Here is a 17,150-nt window from a genome sequence, read left to right on the forward strand (position 1 = left end):
GACGTTTCCTCGGTTCGTTCGCCGGCCGCCGGGCGGCGGAGGAATTCCTCCGCCGTTCGTCCCGGCGCGGGCGGATCGATTACTTCCGCTTGCTGTTACTTGCTTTCCATCGCGGCGATCAGGCTCTTCGGCCGCAGATCGGTCCAGTTGGTCTCGATGTATTCGAGGCAGTCCTGCCGGGCGGCCTCGCCGAATACCTTCCGCCAGCCGTCCGGAACATCGGCGAAGACCGGCCAGAGCGAATGCTGGCCTTCGTCGTTGACCAGGACCAGGAAGGAGGCATCGGGGTCGTCGAAGGGGTTCACAGCGCATTCCTTTCGTGCGGGGTTTCTCCCGGGATCGGTTTCCGGCCGGTCTCACCCGGCCGGCGTCACCAACGCCATTCGCGCTGGTTGAGCAGGTGCTCGGCCTTGATTCCGCGGTCGGCGCACCAGGTGAGGAACTCGTTGATCTGCTGGATCTGGTAGGTGTCCTCGTTGTACGTGGTGGCCATGACGTGGCCGAGCCAGTGCTCCTCGCCCATGGCGTAGATGTAGGCCTCGGTGGCGCCGAACTCGGTCATGATCGCCGCGGCCTGCTGGGCGTTGGAGCCGGAGAGCTTGCGCGAGCGGCTCATCTTCTTCGGCACCGGGCTGGTGAGCAGCGCCTGGTAGAGCCAGGTGAGCGGCGCGCCGTCGCACTCCATGCCGAGGAAGCAGATGTCGGCGGTGCCCAGGTGGTTGCGGATGTGCCGGTAGAGGACCGGGTCGATGCCCGAGGAGTCCGCGCCGACGAACACCGACTTGCCCGCCAGGTCGACCCAGTAGGTCGACTTGGCCCGGATGTCCAGGTCGCAGTGCTCGCCGAGGAACGGCGTGGCGACGACCTTGCCACCGGGGAACGGCACCTCGTCGAAGTCGTCCACCTCGACGACCGGGAAGCCGAGCTCCTTGAGGTAGAGGCCGATCGACGGGTCCTCCAGGTTGCCGCGCGAGGAGCGCGGGACGACGACGGCGCCGACCCGGCCGCGCAGCTGGAGCATGGTCTCCAGGACGATGTGGTCCTGGTGGCCGTGGGTGATCAGGACCAGGTCGATGAAGTCCGGCAGGTCGTCGTAGGTGTACCGGTCGCCGGCGCTGGCGTCGGCGCTCAGGAACGGGTCGGTGACGATCGCCGCCTGCGGCGTCTGGAGCACCAGACAGGCGTGGCCGAAGTAGCGGATGCGGCCGCCGGCCTCGATGTGGCGGTCCTCCGAGACGCTCGGACGGTCCGACAGCAGCCCGGGCAGCAGGGCGGCCTGGGCGTCGGTGAGCTCCAGGGCCTCGCGCAGCCGGCCCACCGTGGTGGGGCGGAACCGGGCGCGGAACAGCTCCTCCAGGCCGGCGTGCCGGAACGGGATCTTCGCCTCCAGCACGTCGGGCGAGGCGAGCCGCGGCGTGCTCAGGATGAACGGCCGCTCGTAGCCGGGCTCCAGCGAGATCTGGACCGACTGCCGGTCCTCGCTGTACAGCCCGCCGCGGTAGGCCAGCGGCTCCATGAAGCGCACCGACGCCTGGTTGCTGGTGTCGTACGCCAGCTCCACCAGGCCGCCGAGCTCCTTGGGCAGCTGCGGGTAGAACGGCGTCAGGTCGTAGCCGGTGGCGTTCTCCCGCAGCAGGTTCTCCGCGTCGGCGACCGCCTTGGCGAAGGCCAGCATGCCGGCCCGGTCGGTCTTGATCGAGTCGAGCAGCTCGCGGACCTCCGCGGCGCGCTCCTCGGCGATGTTGACGAAGTACCCGCCGCGCAGCTCCGGGTTGACGCTCGCCGCGACGTGCACCTGCGGATTGTCCAGATAGGACTCCAGCATCGGCACCTGGAGGAATGCGAGATTCATCGACGCCTGCACCGGAGCCACCGTGTGGAACCAGGCGTAGAACCGGTCCACCAACGGCTCGATGATGACGCGCGAACGCAGGAACATCTCGTCGTCGCTCATCACTGCACCACCCCCAGGGAATTTCATCGAGAAGAGTCATGACACGGAATTGAGAAGAATCTGCCGCCGATTACCGGCCGACCGCCCGGGGCGTTTCCCGGTTTCCGTGCTGAACGAACCCGGCCCACTCTGGCACGGGGCCGTCGGATTGATCAACGTGCACCGGAACCGGCGATTACCGGATCAGCGGTCCCGCCATTGCGGTGCGCGCTTCTCGGCGAATGCCCGCGGGCCCTCGACGACGTCCGCGCCCAGGCGCCGGCGGCGCTCCCAGACGTAGTCGGCGGTGAACGCCTCGGGCAGCGGCAGGTCCAGCGAGCGCAGCGCCGCCTCCTTGATCGCCCGCACCGCCAGCGGGGCCGCCCGCAGCAGGTCGTCGGTCCACTCGCGGACCGCGTCGTCCAGCCGGTCGGCGGGGACCACCTGGTTCACCAGGCCGAACCGCAGCGCGGTGTGCGCGTCCAGCCGGCGGCCGGTGAGCAGGTGGCCCATCGCCGTCTTCAGCGGCAGCTGCCGGGCGAGCCGGAACACCCCGCCCGCCCCCGGGACCAGGCCGAGCCTGGCCTCCGGCAGGGCGAACACGGCGTCCTCGGAGGCGACCACGATGTCGCAGGCCAGCGCGAGTTCGAAGCCGCCGCCCAGCGCGTAGCCGTTCACCCGGGCGACCAGCGGCTTGGCCAGGCCGAACCGCTCGGTCAGCCGGGGCCAGCCGGGCTGGCCGCGGCTGCCGAAGGTCGTCGCCCCGGCGCCGTCGGCGTCGATCCGGGCGCGCTCGCGCAGGTCCTGGCCGACGCTGAAGGACCGCTCGCCGGCGCCGGTCAGCACCACGACCAGCACCTCGTCGTCGGCCTCCACGTCGTCCCAGACGGCCGCCAGCTCCTCATGGGTGCGCCGGTCCATCGCGTTGAGCACCTCGGGCCGGTCCAGGGTCACGTACGCGACCCGGTCCCGCTTCTCGTACCGGACCCGCGGCCGGTCGTCAGCGGCCACCGGAGCCGCCCCCGCGCGCGGTGAACCGGCCGACCTTGCCGATCACGTCCTCGCTGTACAGCCGCAGCGCCTGCTGGAGCGCGAACGCGGCCAGGTACCGGCGGAACTCCTCCGGCGGCTCCTCGCTCAGGTTCAGCATCCGCCGGTTGGCCACCACGGCGTCGCCCTGCAGCGACTTCAGCGCCCGGTCGACGGCCTCGTCCATGGCCTCGGGGGCCACCACCTCGTCCAGCAGGGTGCGCGCCTGCGGTTCGGAGGCGTGCAGCCGGCGGCCGCCCAGGATGATCTGCCGGGCCAGCCGCGCCCCGGTGGCCCGGGTCAGCCGCAGGTTGGACACGCCGGGGACGATGCCCTCCTGCGCGGCCGGGAGGCTGACGTAGGAGTCCTCCTCCGCGATCACGTGGTCCACGGCCAGCAGCAGCTGGCAGCCCCCGCCGATCGCGAAGGCGTCCACCGCCGCGACCCACGGCTTCTCGACGACGGCCGGGCGCCAGGCCGGGCCGTCGTCGAGGACCAGGCCGCGGACCAGCTTCTGGATGTAGCCGGTCTCGCGCCGGAGCAGGAAGTCGACCAGCGAGATGTCGCCGGCGTGCAGCGCCTTCAGGTTGATGCCGGCGCTGAAGACCCTTCGGCCGCGGTAGCGGTGGTGGCTCATCACTCCCCCGCGCACCAGCCCGACCCGCACCTCGGGGTCGAGCAGCGCGAGGTCGACGGCCGTCTCCATGTCGTCGACCTGGCGGTCGTCCTCGGCGTTCAGGCAGTCGTCGCGGGTCATGGTGATCCGCGCCGCGCCGTCCGCCCGCTCCAGCCGCACCGTGCCGAGGTCCACCGCGCCGGTGCGGCGGAAGTCCGCCAGCAGCTCCAGCGCGCGCCCGGTCGGCCGGCGCATCGCGTCCAGCAGGTGCGGGCCCGCCACCGGGGAGCCGAGCACCCGGCCGAGGAACAGGCCCTGGTCGATCTCGTGCCCGGCCTTGGCCTCCTGGGCCAGCGCGCGGTCCGCGGCGAGCTGCTCCTCGGTGGGCAGCAGGCCGGGGAAGGCCTCGGCGGCCGCCCGGCACAGCTCGTCCAGCCGCAGCGGGCGGGCGTGCCGGTCGGTCAGCTCCGCGTAGACGGCCTCCACGTGCGTGTCCAGGAAGGCCGCCCGCAGGTCCCGCAGGGCGTCGGACGGGGCCCCGGCGGCCGGCTCCGCGCCGGCCGCCCGGGCGAGCGCGGCGCGGGCGGCACCCAGGTCCTCCCGCACCTCGCGCGCGGCCGCCGGGCCCGCCACGGGTGTCGCCCGCGCGGTCATGACCGGGTGTCCGCGGTACGGCGCAGCAGGCGGTCGCAGGCCGCGAGGTGGGCGCCGAGCGCCTCCTCGTAGCCGGTGGCGAGGGCGTCCAGCATCAGCTGCCGGCGCACCGCCAGGTCGGCGCCGGGCAGCGGCGCGGTCAGCTCGGCGATCCGCGCGACGGCGCCCGCGGCGTCGTCGGTCAGCTCGTCGAGCAGCCCCGCCGCCAGCGCCTCGGAGGCCTCGACGGCGGTGCCGAACAGCAGCGCCCGGCGGATCACCGCGTGCTCGCCACGGCGGGCCAGCCGGTACAGGCCCATGCCGGGCCAGACGCCGCCGTCGGCGGTCTGCGGCACCAGGCGGGCCGAGGCGGCCGCGATCCGGTGGTCGGCGGCCAGCAGCGCGTCCAGGGCGATGCCGCCGACCTCGCCGGCCGCGACGGCGACGGTCACCGCGGGCAGCCGCTCAAGACGGCGCAGCGCGCGCTCCCACTTGCCCACCAGGCCGACCACCAGGCCCTCGGTCCACCCCGGGAGCGGGGTGCCGGACACCTCCAGGACGACCGGGCCGCCGGCGCCGTCCTCGACCCGGTCGCACAGCTCGTTCACCGCGGCGACGGCCTCGGCCGAGGGCGGCAGCGCGCCGTCGATCCGCAGAGTCAGGCCGGTTTCACCCATCGCTCTCCCCTTCACCATTGGACCAGCGCCGTCTCGATCGTCGAACCGGGGCCCATCGTCATCAACACGCCGAGGTCACCGGGCTCGGCGGCCCGCTCCGCGAGCAGCCGCTCGTAGGAGAACAGGAACGAGCCGCTGGACAGGTTCCCGTAGTCGCGCAGCACCCCGGTGGTGTGCCGCACGTCGTACCGCGTCAGGCCGAGGTTGACCCGCACCGCGTCGACGACCTTCTTGCCGCCGGAGTGCACCAGCCAGTGCGCGATGTCGCTGCGGCGCAGACCGGCGCCGGACAGCAGCCGGTCCACCACGCGTTCGGCGTTGGCACCGACGACGTAGGGGATCTCCGGGTCGAGGAAGAAGCTGAAGCGGTTCTGCTCGTCGTCCCAGTCGTAGCGCATCGCCCCGATCGCGTCGGTGATCAGGTGGCTGGCGAAGGACAGGATCCGGGGGCCCTCGGGCTCCGGCTCGCCCGGCTCCGGGGCGGTCACCACGATCGCCGCGGCGCCGTCCCCGAAGAGGCTGTTGACGACCGCGGTGCGCATCGTGGAGTCCAGCGCGTACGCGGCCGAGCACGCCTCGGCGCAGACCATGACCGCGACCTTGCCCGGGTTGGCGGCCGCCCAGCCGGCGGTGGCGTTCAGCGCGTTCAGCCCGGCGTTGCAGCCCATGCCGACCACGTCCACCCGGTGGCAGGACGGGTCGACGCCCAGCTCCCGGATGATCAGCGCGCTGAGCCCCGGGGTCAGGAAGCCGGTGGTCGTCACGCAGCAGAGGTAGTCGATCCGGGAGAGGTCCAACCCGGCGTTCTTCAGGGCCTCCTGGAGGGCCCTGGCGCCCATGTCGACGGCGATCCGCTTGTGCTTGGCGAGCAGTTCGCCCTGGATCTCGGGGACCGGCAGCCCGTCGGGACCGGTCGGCGGCACGGTGAGGAAGCGCCGCTCGATGGCGCTGTTCAGGAACAGCGAGCGGATCTTGGGATCGGTGATCCCGAAGCGGTCCAGCAGTTCGCGCTGGGAGTACGACGTGCTCGTGACGGCCGTTCCGACCCCGGCGACCCGCGCCGTGGTCGGGACGTGCTGCGTGGCGGTGGCGGAGCGTCCTCTGGTCACCTGAACGTCCACCCCCACATCCGGGGCCTGCTGCGCGGCGGGAGCACACGGCTCACCATGACGATCACCCTTTCCGTTCGGGGCTAGGAGACGGACCCTGGCGCGGACGCGGACTCGGACTCGATGAAGCGGGCCAGCCTGGCCACGCCCTCCTCCAGTTCCGCGTGCGTCGGGTAGCTGGTGGACAGGCGGATGGCGTGCTCGCCACCGCCGAGCGGGTAGAAGTACGACATCGGCGTCCAGATCACGCCGAACTCCTCGGCCGAGCGCGCCAGCGCGGCGTCGTCGGCGCGGAAGGGGACGTTCAGCGTCAGGAAGAACCCGCCGCTGGGCTTGTTCCAGCGCACCCCGAGGGCCGAGCGGCGCGGCTCGGGCAGGTGCTCGTCCAGCGCCTTCAGGGTCACCCGCATGGCGCCCTCGTAGTGGGCGACGGCCTCGGCGTTGATCTCCGTGAGCCGTCCCTCGCCGGCCAGCAGCATGCCCGCGGCGGCGGCCTGGCTCAGCGGCGAGGTGTTCACCGTGATCATGCTCTTGAGCTTGGCCAGCTCGTCCGCGAGCAGACCGGCGCCGGCCACCGGCTGGTCGGCGACCGCGTAGCCGACCCGGGCGCCGGGGAACAGCGTCTTGGAGAACGACCCCAGCTGGACGACCCGGCGGTCGCGGTCCAGCGACTTCAGGGTGGGCAGCTGCCGGCCGGGGCTGACCAGCCGGTACGGGCTGTCCTCCAGCACCAGCAGGTCCAGCCGTCCGGCCAGCTCCAGCAGTGCGTGACGGTTCGCCAGCGACATCGTGTTGCCCGACGGGTTGGCGTGGTCGGGCACCACGTAGAAGGCCCGCGGCCGGCGGCCCAGGGCCCGCTGCTCGCGCACCACGGCCTCCAGTTCGGCCGGGTCGAAGCCGTCCTCGCGCTCGGCGACCGCGGCCAGCCGGATGTCGAGGATCCGCGCCGCGCCGGTGATGCCGACGTAGCAGGGGCTGGCCACCAGCAGGACGTCCTCGGGCCCGGAGATCAGCGCGCGCAGCGCCAGGGCCATCGCCTCCTGGCAGCCGACGGTGACCACGATCGAGTCCACCGGGACGTCGACGTCCTCCTCCGCGCGCAGCCAGTCGGCGATCAGCTCGCGGATCTGGCCCCGGGTCGGGCCGTACTGGAAGAGCGCCTCGCGCCGCTGCTCCGGCGTGAAGCCGCGCTCCTCCAGGTGGTCCAGGTAGCGGCGCAGGTAGTCGAAGATCTGCTCGGTCTCGAAGTGCTCGTCGTACGGCCGCCCCGGCGCGAAGGAGATCGCCCGCGGGTAGCGGCGGGTGATGTCGTTGAGGAAGTTCATGGTGTCCAGCACCGGGTCGCTCAGACTCGGGTGCAGGTCCGCCATGCCCAGGCCGCCGCCGGGGGCCGTCGAGGCGGCCGGCGCGACGGGCTCGACGGGTGCCCCGAGCGCCTCGGGTACGGCGGTCGCCGCGGGCCGCGGGCCGTCCCGGAGCAGCGCCGGGCCGGCCTCCGCGACCGAGCCGATCCCGGCCAGGCCCATCGCGTCCACGAGTTCGTCGACGACGATCCGCAGCACCCGCTCGGCGCCCTCCCGGCCGCCGGCCGCCAGGCCGTACAGCACCGGACGGCCGAGCAGCACCGCGTCGGCGCCCAGCGCCAGCGCGGCCAGCACGTCCGTGCCCCGGCGGACCCCGCCGTCGAGCAGCACCGGGCAGGCCCCGGCGACCGCCCCGGCGACCTCGGCCAGCACCTCCAACGTGGCCGGAACGCCGTCGAGTTGGCGTCCCCCGTGGTTGGAGACCACGATCCCGTCGGCGCCCGCCGCGACCGCCCGGCGGGCGTCCTCGGCGGACAGGATCCCCTTGAGCAGCACCGGCAGCCGGCTGACCGAGCGCAGCCAGGCCACCACCGACCAGTCCAGCGCCGGGTCGAACTCGGCGGCGGCGTGACCGCTCGGGGAGGAGTAGTCGGCGCCGGAGAGGTTCGCCGGGACGATCCCCTCCGGCAGCCGGAATCCGTTGCGCAGGTCGCGGTTGCGGCGGCCCAGGTGCGGCGCGTCCACGGTGAGGACCAGCGCCTCCACCCCGGCCCGCTCGGCCCGCTCCACCAGCCGCCGGGTCTCCTCGCGGTCCCGGAAGCAGTAGACCTGCGCCCACAGCGGCGCCGTCGCGACGGCGGCGACGTCCTCGAAGCTGCGGCCGGCGAAGGTGCTGACCACCAGGGGGACGCCGACCGCGCCGGCCGCCTCCGCGGTGGCCGTCTCCCCCGCCGGGTCGGCGAGGGTGTGGTAGGCGACCGGGGCGACCGCCACCGGCGCCGACCAGGTGCGGCCGAGGATCCGGGTGGCGGTGTCCGGGCGCCCGGCGCCGGCCAGCACCCGCGGGCGCAGCCGCACCTTCCGGAAGGCCTCGGCGTTGGCGCGCAGGGTGCGCTCCTCGCCCGCGCCGCCGGCGATGAAGTCCCACACCGCCGGGTCCAGCCGGCCCCGGGCCGCCTCCTCGACGTCCGCCAGGGTCAGGGCGGATCCCACCTCGGTGCTCATTCGGCGACCACGCGGTCCCGCTCGACCGCCTCGTACAGCGCGCGGATGTTGGCGCTGCCGAAGCCCCGGGAGCCGCGGCGCTGGATCAGCTCGAAGAAGAGCGAGTTCCGCTCGTAGGGCGAGCGGGTGAACAGCTGCAGCAGGTAGCCCCACTCGTCGCGGTCGGCCAGCACGTGCGCGGCCTGGAGGTCCGCGATCTCCTCGGACAGGTCGCCCAGCCGCTCGGCGAGCATCTCGTAGTACGCGGCCGGGGTGCTCAGGAAGTCCACGCCCCGGGCCCGGAACTCGTGCACCGCCGGGACGATGTCGTCCACCAGGAAGGCCAGGTGCTGCACGCCCGGCCCGCTGTTGCGCTCCAGGAACCGGTCGATCTGCCCGGCCTGCTTGGCCGGGTCGGGCTCGATCAGGGTGAAGGTCGCACCGCCGGTTGCGCTGCGCACCACGATCGAGTCCATGGCCTGGTCGCCGAACGCGACGTACTCCGAGGAGTAGCGCTCCAGGCCGAGGGCCTGCAGGTAGAAGTCGGTGGTCCCGGCCAGGGTCCCGGCCTCCAGGCAGACGGCTATGTGGTCCAGGCTGCGGATCCGCTCCGGCCGGCCGGCGGCGGCGTCCAGCGCCTTCCACTCGCGGCCGGCCGGCAGCCACCGGTCGCCCTCGACGGGCACCAGGCTGTGGCGGACGTCGCCGAAGCCGGCCACGGCCGGTCCGCCGCCCTCGACCCGGACCGGCCGCGCCCCGGCGGCCAGCGCCGCCCGGTAGGTCGCGTCGACGTCGTCCGTGCCCAGCGCGACATCGGCGATGCCGTCGCCGTGCGCGTCCAGGAACGCCTCGGTGCCCCGCCCGGAGGTCACCACGATGCGGACCCCGCCGCAGCGCAGCGCGGTGGAGTCGGTACCGCGCTCCACCGACTCCGCCACCGGCGTGAAGCCCATCGCCTCCACGAAGTAGTCCAGAGCGGGCTTCGGCTCGCCCGTGTACAGCTCTACGTACTCGATGTCACGCACGCCCATGGCAGAGAACTCCCCACGCTGCGGATTGGCTAGTTTTTGTCAAGGAACTCGATGACGGCCGAATTGACCTCGTCCGGCCGTTCCAGATATCCGATGTGGCCGGCCCGCGGAATCCGCACGAGATCGCAGTCCGGAATGGCCTCGGCGACCTCCGCGCACAGGTGCGGCGGGGTGATCACGTCGTCGTCGAAGGCGATCACCCGGCACGGCACGGAAATGCCCCGCAGGGCCTCGCGCCGGTCGCCGTCCGGATCGGCCCAGGCCTGTCCCGGGGCCACCCCGTCGTCGCCGGCCAGCTCGAACAGGTCGAGCCAGTGGGCGACCTCGTCGTCGTTGTCCCGGGTCGCGGGCGACAGCATCTGGAGCACCGTCGTGGCGGCCCGGTGGGCGGGCGGGACCGAGACGCCCTCCGCCAGCAGCGCGCGGTCCGCCCGCAGCTGCGCCCGGCGGAACGCGTCGGTGCGCGCCCTGGTGCCGATCAGCACCGCGCAGCGGACCGACTCCGGGCTGGTCAGGGCCAGTTCCTGGGCGATCATGGCGCCCAGCGAGGTCCCGACCACCCGGCACGGCCCGATCCCGAGGGCCTCGATCAGGCCCTTGGTGTCCTGGACCAGGTCGGCCAGGGCGTAGCGCCCGGCCGGCGCGTCCGTCGGCGGGACGCCGCGGTTGTCGAAGGTGATCGCCCGGTAGCCGGCCCGGACCAGCGCCGGGGTCTGGTGCACCGTCCAGACCCGGCCGGAGGCGGCCGAGCCCATGATGAGCAGAACGGGTTCCCCGGTACCGGTGCTCTGATAGGAGATCCGAATGCCGTTGGCGTCCGCGAAAGGCATGTCGGTTACACCCCGCCCTTTCCCGGAAGGCCCTTGTCGTGACTCTTCGCCAGCATGTTCCTTCACCCCGTCGCCGGCCCGGTGAATTCCGGACCGGAGGACCATGACACAGCGGGGGTTCCGTCCTCAACGCCGTCCGTGGACACACCGGCCGGGAACCCGGCGAACCGCGGACGGGGAATTCCGGAATTTCGTGCGGGGCGGGCGGGGCGGGCGCCGTCCGCCGTCCGTTCAACCGAGCGGACGCGGCGGTTGAACGGGCTCCGGGCCGTCCGGCGGGCGGACGGCCGACGGAAGGGCGCGGAGCAGCATAACCGCCGGAGCCGCCCCGGCGGCAGCTGTGCACCGTGCCCGGGCCCCGACGAACTCCAGGCCGGACGGCCCGAGTTGGCTCGGGTGGTGGCTTGTTACCGATCCCGCCCTGCACATAGCCTCGACCCGCCCGACCAGGTATCGGGCCAGGCTCCGAGCAGGCCCGACACGGCCGCCGGGGCCGTCACCGGTCGGAACGCCGCCGCGCCGCGCCGCATCCTCCGCACGAACGTCGCCCCGGTCGGCGACCGTCCGGCCGTCCACCACGCGCGTGCCGCGCGGGACAGATCAGGAAGGCATTCAACTGTGAGTCTGTCGGGACCATTTCTACCGCGCATGGACAAGCGCGTCACCAAACAACGGGTGCGACCGGGCACGCTGCGGCGGATCCTCCCGTACGCCGGCAACTGCCGCTGGGCGCTGGTGACCCTGGTGATCGCCGCGGTCACCGACGCGGTCATCACCGCCGGGAGCCCGCTGATCCTCAAGGCGGTCATCGACGAGGGCATCGTGCCGGACAAGCTCCGCGTGGTCGTCCTGCTGGCCGCGGGCGTGGCCGTGCTGGCCCTGGTCAGCGCCGTCGCCGTCTACGTCCAGACCTGGCTGTCGGCGCGGATCAGCGAGGGCCTGATCTACGACCTGCGGACCGAGGTCTTCGACCACGTGCAGCGCCAGCCGCTGGCGTTCTTCTCCCGCGCCCAGACCGGCTCGCTGGTCAGCCGGCTGAACTCGGACGTGATCGGCACCCAGCAGGCGGTCGGCTCGCTGCTGTCCCAGACGGTGTCCACGGTGCTGTCGCTCGTCCTGATCACCGCCACGATGTTCTACCTGTCCTGGCAGATCACCCTGGTGGCGATGGTCCTGATCCCGCTGTTCTTCCTGCCCGCGAAGGCGATCGGCCGCCGGCTGCAGCGCCTCGCCCGGCACGGCATGGAGCTGGACGCCGAGATCGGCTCGCTGATGAACGAGCGGTTCAACGTCGGCGGAGCGATGCTGACGAAGCTGTACGGCCGCAGGCAGGACGAGTCCGCGCTGTTCGCCCGGGAGGCGGGCCGGGTCCGCGACGTGAACATCACCCAGCTGACGATCAGCCGGCTGTTCTTCGTCATCGCCACGCTGCTCGCCGCCCTGATGACCGCGATGGTCTACGGCTTCGGCGGCGCCCTGGCGATCCACGGCTCCTTCGAGATCGGCACCCTGGTCGCGATGGCCACCCTGCTCGCCCGGGTCTACCAGCCGATCAACCAGATCTCCAGCATGCAGATCACCGTCATGACGGCGCTGGTGAGCTTCGACCGGGTCTTCGAGGTGCTGGACCTCAAGCCGCTGATCACCGACAAGCCGGACGCCCGTCCGCTGGACACCTCGGCGAAGTCGCCGGACGTGGTGTTCGAGAACGTCTCGTTCCGCTACCCGGCCGCCGAGGAGGTCTCGCTCGCCTCGCTGGAGTCGGCCTCCCTGTCCGGCCCGGAGTCGGAGTCCGAGGCCTGGGTGCTGCGGGACATGAGCTTCACCGTCGAGTCGGGCCGGATGACGGCACTGGTCGGCCCCTCGGGCGCCGGCAAGAGCACCATCACCCAGCTGGTCCCCCGGCTGTACGACGCCACCGAGGGCACCGTCCGGGTCGGCGGCACGGACGTGCGCGACCTCGTCCAGGACTCGCTCGGGACGGCCGTCGGCGTGGTCTCCCAGGAGACCTACCTGTTCCACGACACCATCCGCGCCAACCTGGCGTACGCCCGGCCGGAGGCCACCGAGGAGGAACTGGTCGAGGCCTGCCGCACGGCGCGGATCTGGGAGACCGTCGCGGCGCTGCCGGACGGCCTGGACACCGTGGTCGGCGACCACGGCCACCGGCTCTCCGGCGGCCAGAAGCAGCGGCTGGCGCTGGCCCGGCTGCTGGTGAAGAACCCGCCGGTGGTGGTGCTCGACGAGGCCACCGCGCACCTGGACTCGGAGTCGGAGGCGGCGATCCAGCGGGCGCTCAAGGCCACCCTCGCGGACCGCACCTCGCTGGTGATCGCCCACCGGCTGTCCACCATCCGGGAGGCGGACCAGATCCTGTTCGTCGAGGCCGGCGAGATCCGCGAGCGCGGCACCCACGAGGAGCTGCTGGCGGCCGACGGCCGCTACGCCCAGCTCTACCGCGCCCAGTTCATCCGGCAGGCCGAGGCCGACGCGGCCACCCTCCCGGCGGGCGGTCCGCGGGAGGACGCGCCGGCGCAGGACGGGGCGGACGGGGCGGACGGGGACCGGAACGCCGTAACGGCCGGTCGGGAGCCGACCGGCCGCTGAGGCCATGGTGCCGAGGGATCCGCGGCCGCTGCCCGTCAGTTGAGGCGGCTGCGGATCCGCCAGAAGGAGAGGGCGAACAGCCCGGCCGCGAGGACCGTGAAGATCAGGGTCTCCAGCAGCTGGAAGGTCCAGTAGCGGTCGGCCGGCTGCTCGGAGATGTCCACGTGGATGTTGCCCTTGGCCAGGCACTCCGGCATCTCGGTGAGCGACTTGTTGTTGGTGCAGTCCTGGTACCAGTCGCTGTGGCCGACCGCCTTGCCGGAGGAGTCCAGGATCTCGCTGGTCTCCACCACCCACGGCCCGCCGGGCACCCGCAGGCCGCCGATCTCCCCGTAGGTGCCGATCTTCGTCAGACCGCTGATCAGCGGGGCGGTGAGCGGCACCGTCGTCTTGACCGGGGTCTGGTAGTGCGGGCGGACCACGGACGGCATGACGACCTGGAGCACCGCGAAGACCACCAGGGTCGCGCCCATCGCGGGCACGGTGTGCCGGATCAGCAGGCCGAAGGTCATCCCGAGCGCGAAGGCGAAGGCCGCGTAGCCGAGCGGGGCGAGGTTGCGCGAGCCGAAGAGCGCCGGCTCGAAGCGGTTGTTCAGGATGGTGTTCACCGGCCCCGACGCCCAGGTCAGCACCAGGCTGTAGACCCCGACCACCGCCACGCTCAGCAGGCCGACGACACCGACCTTGACGGCCAGCCACTTGCCGCGGGTCACGCTCTGGTTCCAGACGAACCGGTGGGTGCCGGCCTCCAGCTCGCGGGCGACCAGCGGAGCGCCCCAGAACACGCCGATGACGCCGGGAACGGCCAGCAGCAGGTAGCTCAGCAGGTCCACCTGGCCGCCGTACTGGTCGGCGACGGTGGCGAGCTGGCTGGTGCAGCCGCCCCCGCCCGCGCAGCGCGCGAGGGTGTCGTCGTAGTCGCCGTGGATCTGGCTGCCGAGCATCACCAGATAGACCGCGAGCAGGACCAGCGCGGTCAGGCCCACCAGTGCCTGGACACGGAACTGACGCCAGGTCAGCCAGATCATCGGTGAGCCTCCGTCGGCATCGGAACGATACGGGCGGTGCCCTCGTTCGCACGGGTCATGTAGGCGAGGACGAGCTCTTCGAGGTCGACCGAGTCCACGCTCCACGGGCCGACCGACAGCAGGCCGCCCTTGGCGTGGACGATCGCGGTGCTCTCGCGCATCGAGTGCTCGACCCGGATCGGCTCCACCCCGACGGGGAAGCGCTCGAAGTCGGAGCGGGCGCCGGTGATCCGGTAGTGCCGCGACAGCAGGTCCGACACGTCGCCGGCCAGCTGGATCCGGTGGTCGGCCAGGACCACCAGGTAGTCGCAGACCCGCTCGACGTCGGGCAGCGCGTGCGAGGAGAGGATCGCGCTCGCGCCGAGGTCGACGATGAACTCCATCAGGTTGTCCAGGAAGCCGGAGCGCGCCAGCGGGTCGAGCGCGGCCGCCGGCTCGTCGAAGATCAGCAGCTCGGGCCGCTTGGCCGCCGCGACGGTGAGCGCCAGCTGGGCCCGCTGGCCGCCGGAGAGCCGGCCCGCCTTCTGCTTGGGGTCGAGGCCGATCTGGGCGATCCGCCGCTGCGCCAGCGCGCCGTCCCAGGTCGGGTTCAGCCGGGCGCCCAGGCGCAGGTGGTCCGCCACGGACAGGTCGCCGTACACCGGCGTGTCCTGGGCGACGAAGCCGACCTTGGCCAGGTGGGCCGGGTTGGCGGCGGGCTCGGCGCCCAGCACGCGGATGGTGCCCTCGGTGGGCTTGATCAGTCCGCAGGACATGTTCAGCAGCGTCGACTTGCCGGCGCCGTTGGGGCCGACCAGGCCGATCACCCGCCCCTGCGGGATGTTCAGGTCGCAGTCGACCAGCGCCTGGTGGCGGCCGTATCGCTTGCCGAGTTTCACGGCTTCGAGTACCGGTGTCATGTGGGTCTTCCCTCGATCGAGGATCGCGAAGTGGTCGTGGTGCGGGGGTGTCCGGAGACCGGTCCCCGGCCGGGGGCGGGCGGCGTCAGCGGCGCGGAGCGCGCCCGGAGCGGTACTTCTTGACGCCCCAGTAGGCCCCGTAGACCACCGCGACGAGCACCACCAGGTTGAGCGCCCACCAGGCGTACAGCAGCGGACTGCGCACGGTCTTCTCGGCCTCGGCGGCGACGGCGAGGAGGGCGGGGGCGGAGGAGGTCAGATCAGCCATGACCTCAGCCTGCTGGTCAGGCACCCGCACCCGCACCGGCCGAAAGGACGGTCCGGGCGCACCCGCTCCTACTTTCGGCCGGTTCGGCCGCCGGTACCCGATCGCGTAGCGTGCACAGGGTGATTACCGCACTTCGATCGGCCGCCGGGCCGCGGGCCGCGGTCAACACGGCGCTGGGCACCGTGTTCGCCGCCGTCCTGTCCGTCATGGCCGCGCAGTACGCCTCCCAGGGCCGGCCCTGGGCCTTCGACACCGGCGTCGGCCTGCTGGTCTGCGTGATCGCCCTGGCCCGCGAGTGGAACCGCGCGTGGGCGGCCGTCGCCGGACTGGTGGTCGCGGGCGGCGCCGCCGTGATCGCCAGGCTGGCGGACCTGCCCGGCGAGCCCGGGCCCGGCGCGGTCCTCGCGCTGCTGGTCCTCGGCGGGTCGGCCATCCGGGCGCTCCCCCGCCGGCAGGCCGGTTCGATCGCGGCGGGCGGCCTGGTGCTGATGGTCTCCGGCTGGCTGACCCAGGACGGCCCGAGCACCGCCTTCCGGGTGGGCACCGAGGTCTGGGTGCTGGCCCTCGGGGTCGGCCTGCTGCTGCGCTTCCTGGACTACCGCCGCCGCACCGCCGCGGAGGCCGTGCGGCACGACGAGCGGCTGATCCTGGCCCGGGAGCTGCACGACGTGGTCGCCCACCACATCACCGGGATCGTGGTGCAGGCCCAGGCCGCCCGGATCGTCGGCCGCTCGCGGCCCGAGACGCTGGACGGCACCCTCGCGGGCATCGAGGGGGCGGGCGCCGAGGCGCTGGCCGCGATGCGCCGGGTGGTCGGGCTGCTGCGCGACACCGACGACGTGGTCACCACCTCCCCCGCCCCGCACGGCCTGGACCACCTGCCCGAACTCGTCCAGCGCTTCGAAGGCCACGGGCCGGACATCGAACTCCGGCTGCCCACGGAGCCGTTGCCCTGGCCCCCCGAGGTGGACACCACCGTCTACCGGATCGTCCAGGAGTCCCTGACCAACATCGCCCGGCACGCCTCGCAGGCGCGCTCCGCGGTCGTCGACATCGCCCAGGACCGGGAGGCCGTCACCATCTCCATCACCAACGACGTGCCGGCCGGCCACGGCCGGGCCCGGCACCTCCAGAAGGGCGGCTTCGGCCTGATCGGCATGCGCGAACGCGTCGAGGCGCTCGGCGGCACGCTGACCGTCGGCCCGGAGGCCGGCGCCGGCTGGTCGGTGCTGGCCACCGTGCCGGTCCTGGTGAAGGAGTCGCGTTGACCATCAACGTCCTGCTCGCCGACGACCAGGCGATGATCCGCGGCGGCCTGAAGCTCATCCTGGAGGACCAGGACGACATCACCGTGGTCGGCGAGGCCGCGGACGGCGCCGAGGCGGTCGACCTGGCGCGGCGGCTGCGCCCCGACGTCTGCCTGGTGGACATCCGGATGCCCAAGCTGGACGGCATCGAGGTCACCCGGGCGCTGGCCGGCGCCAATGTCGCCGACCCGCTGCGGGTGGTCATCGTCACCACCTTCGACCTCGACGAGTACGTGCACGGCGCCCTGCACGCCGGGGCGGTCGGCTTCGTGCTGAAGGACGCCGGACCGGCCCTGCTGGTCGAGGCGGTCCGGGCCGCCAGCGCCGGCGACGCGCTGATCTCCCCGTCGATCACCCTGCGGCTGCTGCGCAACCTGGCGCCGACCCGGCAGAGCAAGGTGACCGGGCCCGCCCAGCCGCTCTCGCTGCGGGAGATCGAGGTCATCCGGGCCATCGCCCGGGGGCGCACCAACCAGGAGATCGCCACCGCGCTGTTCATCTCGCTGAGCACGGTCAAGAGCCATCTGGCGACCATCCAGAACAAGCTCCGGGTGCGCAACCGGGTGGAGATCGCGGCCTGGGCCTGGGAGAGCCGGCTGATGGACGGCGCCGGGCCCGCACGCTGACCCCTTCCGTACGGCGGGCCGGGCGCCACCCCGTTTCATCGGGGGTGGCG

15 protein-coding genes are annotated in these 17,150 nt (G+C 72.9%); 3 read left to right on the forward strand and 12 right to left on the reverse strand.

What is annotated here, in order from left to right:
- Positions 1-95: 95 nt before the first annotated feature.
- The 9 genes from ACFU74_RS16290 to ACFU74_RS16330 form a co-directional block, all read right to left on the reverse strand.
- A complete protein-coding gene (locus ACFU74_RS16290; protein WP_093859912.1) occupies positions 96-305 on the reverse strand; it encodes an MbtH family protein in 210 nt (69 codons plus the stop codon).
- Between the two features lie 65 nt (positions 306-370).
- Positions 371-1,954, reverse strand: a complete 1,584-nt coding sequence (locus ACFU74_RS16295; protein ID WP_380756978.1) for an MBL fold metallo-hydrolase — start codon at positions 1,952-1,954, stop codon at positions 371-373.
- A gap of 183 nt (positions 1,955-2,137) precedes the next feature.
- The gene (gene dpgD, locus ACFU74_RS16300; RefSeq protein WP_380756980.1) at positions 2,138-2,944 is read right to left on the reverse strand and encodes an enoyl-CoA-hydratase DpgD; all 807 of its coding nucleotides are present in this window, start codon (positions 2,942-2,944) and stop codon (positions 2,138-2,140) included.
- Positions 2,934-4,232 carry a (3,5-dihydroxyphenyl)acetyl-CoA 1,2-dioxygenase DpgC gene (gene dpgC, locus ACFU74_RS16305; protein WP_380756982.1) on the reverse strand — a complete coding sequence of 433 codons (1,299 nt, stop codon included), beginning with the start codon at positions 4,230-4,232 and terminating at the stop codon, positions 2,934-2,936. The genes dpgD and dpgC overlap by 11 nt, the downstream gene beginning before the upstream one ends.
- Positions 4,229-4,888 carry an enoyl-CoA-hydratase DpgB gene (gene dpgB / locus ACFU74_RS16310; protein WP_380756984.1) on the reverse strand — a complete coding sequence of 220 codons (660 nt, stop codon included), beginning with the start codon at positions 4,886-4,888 and terminating at the stop codon, positions 4,229-4,231. The genes dpgC and dpgB overlap by 4 nt, the downstream gene beginning before the upstream one ends.
- An 11-nt stretch (positions 4,889-4,899) precedes the next feature.
- Positions 4,900-5,997: a 3,5-dihydroxyphenylacetyl-CoA synthase DpgA gene (gene dpgA, locus ACFU74_RS16315; protein WP_380756986.1), complete on the reverse strand. Its 1,098-nt coding sequence runs from the start codon at positions 5,995-5,997 to the stop codon at positions 4,900-4,902.
- Between the two features lie 83 nt (positions 5,998-6,080).
- On the reverse strand, positions 6,081-8,525 hold the full coding sequence (locus ACFU74_RS16320; RefSeq protein WP_380756988.1) for an aminotransferase class I/II-fold pyridoxal phosphate-dependent enzyme: 2,445 nt from the start codon (positions 8,523-8,525) through the stop codon (positions 6,081-6,083).
- Positions 8,522-9,535, reverse strand: a complete 1,014-nt coding sequence (gene hppD / locus ACFU74_RS16325) for a 4-hydroxyphenylpyruvate dioxygenase (protein WP_380756990.1) — start codon at positions 9,533-9,535, stop codon at positions 8,522-8,524. Before hppD ends, ACFU74_RS16320 begins: the two co-directional genes overlap by 4 nt.
- A gap of 29 nt (positions 9,536-9,564) precedes the next feature.
- Positions 9,565-10,365 carry an alpha/beta fold hydrolase gene (locus ACFU74_RS16330; RefSeq protein ID WP_380756993.1) on the reverse strand — a complete coding sequence of 267 codons (801 nt, stop codon included), beginning with the start codon at positions 10,363-10,365 and terminating at the stop codon, positions 9,565-9,567.
- A 648-nt stretch (positions 10,366-11,013) separates the two neighbouring features.
- On the opposite strand from ACFU74_RS16330, the gene ACFU74_RS16335 reads away from it, so the two are divergent.
- Entirely contained in the window at positions 11,014-12,972 is a 1,959-nt protein-coding gene (locus ACFU74_RS16335; RefSeq protein ID WP_380756995.1) for an ABC transporter ATP-binding protein, read from the forward strand.
- Between the two features lie 35 nt (positions 12,973-13,007).
- On the opposite strand, the gene ACFU74_RS16340 is transcribed toward ACFU74_RS16335, so the two are convergent.
- The 3 genes from ACFU74_RS16340 to ACFU74_RS16350 all read right to left on the reverse strand — a co-directional run bounded on the left by ACFU74_RS16340 (position 13,008) and on the right by ACFU74_RS16350 (position 15,167).
- Complete coding sequence (locus ACFU74_RS16340) at positions 13,008-14,000, reverse strand: ABC transporter permease (RefSeq protein WP_380756997.1); 993 nt, start codon at positions 13,998-14,000, stop codon at positions 13,008-13,010.
- Positions 13,997-14,899, reverse strand: a complete 903-nt coding sequence (locus tag ACFU74_RS16345) for an ABC transporter ATP-binding protein (RefSeq protein WP_380756999.1) — start codon at positions 14,897-14,899, stop codon at positions 13,997-13,999. Before ACFU74_RS16345 ends, ACFU74_RS16340 begins: the two co-directional genes overlap by 4 nt.
- An 85-nt stretch (positions 14,900-14,984) precedes the next feature.
- Positions 14,985-15,167 carry a hypothetical protein gene (locus ACFU74_RS16350; RefSeq protein ID WP_380757001.1) on the reverse strand — a complete coding sequence of 61 codons (183 nt, stop codon included), beginning with the start codon at positions 15,165-15,167 and terminating at the stop codon, positions 14,985-14,987.
- A 119-nt stretch (positions 15,168-15,286) separates the two neighbouring features.
- On the opposite strand from ACFU74_RS16350, the gene ACFU74_RS16355 reads away from it, so the two are divergent.
- Both ACFU74_RS16355 and ACFU74_RS16360 read left to right on the forward strand, forming a co-directional pair.
- Positions 15,287-16,435, forward strand: a complete 1,149-nt coding sequence (locus tag ACFU74_RS16355) for a sensor histidine kinase (RefSeq protein WP_380757003.1) — start codon at positions 15,287-15,289, stop codon at positions 16,433-16,435.
- Positions 16,432-17,100: a response regulator gene (locus ACFU74_RS16360; protein WP_380757005.1), complete on the forward strand. Its 669-nt coding sequence runs from the start codon at positions 16,432-16,434 to the stop codon at positions 17,098-17,100. The genes ACFU74_RS16355 and ACFU74_RS16360 overlap by 4 nt, the downstream gene beginning before the upstream one ends.
- Positions 17,101-17,150 lie beyond the last annotated feature (50 nt).

It is taken from the genome of Kitasatospora sp. NPDC057500 (genome assembly GCF_042802195.1).
Classification (GTDB): domain Bacteria; phylum Actinomycetota; class Actinomycetes; order Streptomycetales; family Streptomycetaceae; genus Kitasatospora.